This window comes from Streptomyces sp. NPDC057010, assembly GCF_042673805.1.
Taxonomy (GTDB): domain Bacteria; phylum Actinomycetota; class Actinomycetes; order Streptomycetales; family Streptomycetaceae; genus Streptomyces.
This window is the reverse complement of record NZ_JBHUSC010000127.1, coordinates 1-2225: the sequence shown is the minus strand read 5'-3', so window position 1 is coordinate 2225 and position 2225 is coordinate 1. Positions and strand designations below refer to the sequence as shown.

The window sequence follows — 2225 nt, the reverse complement described above, 5'->3', positions numbered from 1 at the left end:
CCCGGCCCCCCGGCCCCGGCCCCCACGAAGCCCCCGGCAGGGTCAGGCCGGGGCGCGCCCCGTCAGCGCCGCCAGACTGGCGCGGATGTGGTCCATGTGCGCCCGCATCTCCTCCTGCGCCTCCGCATGCTCCCGCAGCACCCGGTCCGTCTCCCGCCCCACACGCTCCTCCCGCACCCCCGCCTCCGCGAGCAGCTCCGCCGCCACCGCCTCCGCGTCCTCCTGCCCGTGCCGCGCCGACTCCTCCGCCTCCGCGTAAGCCCTCCGCGCCTCCGCCAGCCGAGCCTCCGCGTACCGCTCCAGCTCCGCGTGCCGCGCCTCCCACTCCGCCTCCCGGCCGGCCAGCTCCCGCTCCGCCGCCTCCCAGCGCTCCCCCCGCTCCCGCTCCCGCTCCGCCAGCACCGCCTCCGACCGCCGCCGCACCTCCGCCAGCGCGGCCACCCCCTCCGCCCGCCACACCTGCGCGTCCTCCCGCGCCTCCGCCCGCGCGACGTCCGCCTCCCGCTGCGCCCGCAACAGCCCCTGCCGGGCCCGGACCTCCGTCTGCTCACGCACCGCCTCCGCGTCCTGCCGCGCCAGCTCCGCCGCCCGGTCCGCATGCGCCTCCGCCGCACCCAGCGTCGCGAACGCGTCCGCCCGCGCTTCCTCCCGTACGGACTCCGCCTCCTCCTGCGCCAGCAGCAGGATCCGCCGCGCCCGCTCGCTCAGGTCCTCGTACGTCTGCGGGGCCAGCGCCGCACTGTCGAGCCCCGCCAGATTCGCCTGGAAATCGACGGTCCAGCGCCCCGCCTGCTCCGGCGTCAGATGCTGCCGCAGCCGCCACATGTGACCCAGCATCGCGAGCGACCGTACGAACTGCGGCAGGCTGGAGTTCACGAACTGCGGCGGCACCGGCGCACCGCCGGGACCGCCCTCCACCGGCACCGCCACGATGTGCGCGGTCCCGTACTGCACGCACAGCGCCTTGCCGAAGTCGCTGCCGACGACCAGGTACGAGCCCGCGTCCGACGCCGGCTGCACCTGCCGCTGCGCGGCCATCTCCGCCAGCGTCGGCACCGGCTGACCCGGCACCGCCTGCGCCCAGAAGAACGGCCCGAAATCGACCGGCAGACCCGACCACACCAGCGTCTGCGCCACGATCTCCGGCACACCCTGCCGGGACACCGCCCGCTGGTCGAACCGGAACACGCCCTGCGGACCGAAGGCCGCCGTCAGCTCCTGCGCGATCGCCTCCAGCGGGATCGCCGGCTGCAGCGGAACCTGCGGCAGCGGCGCCCGTACCGGCGCCGGGCGCGCCGGGCCGTCCGCCACCTGGTGCAACTCCCCCTGATGGGTGAGCAGATGACGCATGCCCTGCTGACGGCCCGCGTGGTCCTTGCCGTACGGGGCCACGCTGGTGATCCGCACCTGCGGCCAGGTCTCCCGGATCATCCGCGCGCAGTAACCGCCGGGCAGCTCACAGGACTCCAGCTCGGTGTGCAGCTCCAGCACCTGCTGCGGCGGCACGTTCATGGCGCGCAGCTCGTGCAGGATCTGCCACTCGGGGTGCGGGGTGCCGGGCGCCGAGCGGCGGATCAACTGCTGCTCGGAGCCGTCGGGAGCGCGGTAGCGCAGCACCGCCTGGTAGCCGGGGCCGACGGTCGGCGCGCCGGTCGGAGCCGGCGGCTGCGGCGCCGCCGCCGCGACCGGGCCGCCCGGCGGCGGGCCGGGAGGCGCGGGCGGCTGCCCCATGACGGCGGGGCCGGCCAGCATCGTCGCGGCGTGGTCGAGCCCGCCACCGGGCGCGCCGGGAGCCCCGGGAGCGCCGGGCGGACCGGGCGGCTGCGGTACGCCGGGACCCGCGAGCATGGTCGCCGCGTGGTGGGCCCCGCCACCCGGAGCCCCGGGCGGGCCGGGAGGCGCGGGCGGCTGACCGACGACCGCCGGACCGGCCAGCATCGTGGCGGCATGGTCGAGCCCGCCACCGAGGGAGCCGTTGCCACCGGGCGCCCCCGGCGGGCCGGGCGGCTGCGGTACTCCGGGACCCGCGAGCATGGTGGCGGCGTGATGGGCCCCGCCACCGGGGGCCCCGGGCGGGCCCGGAGGCGCGGGCGGCTGCCCCGCCCCGGGGGCCCCGGGCGGGCCCGGAGGCGCGGGCGGCTGACCGCCACCCGGAGCACCGGGCGGGCCGGGGGGCGCGGGCGGCCCCCCGACGACGGCCGGCCCGGCCAGCATCGTCGCGGCAT

1 pseudogene is annotated in these 2225 nt (G+C 78.7%); it reads right to left on the bottom strand.

Going from position 1 to position 2225, the window contains the following annotated elements:
- Positions 1-726: 726 nt before the first annotated feature.
- Positions 727-2225, bottom strand: a pseudogene (locus ACFTXQ_RS36555) (SUKH-4 family immunity protein); the annotation flags it as partial.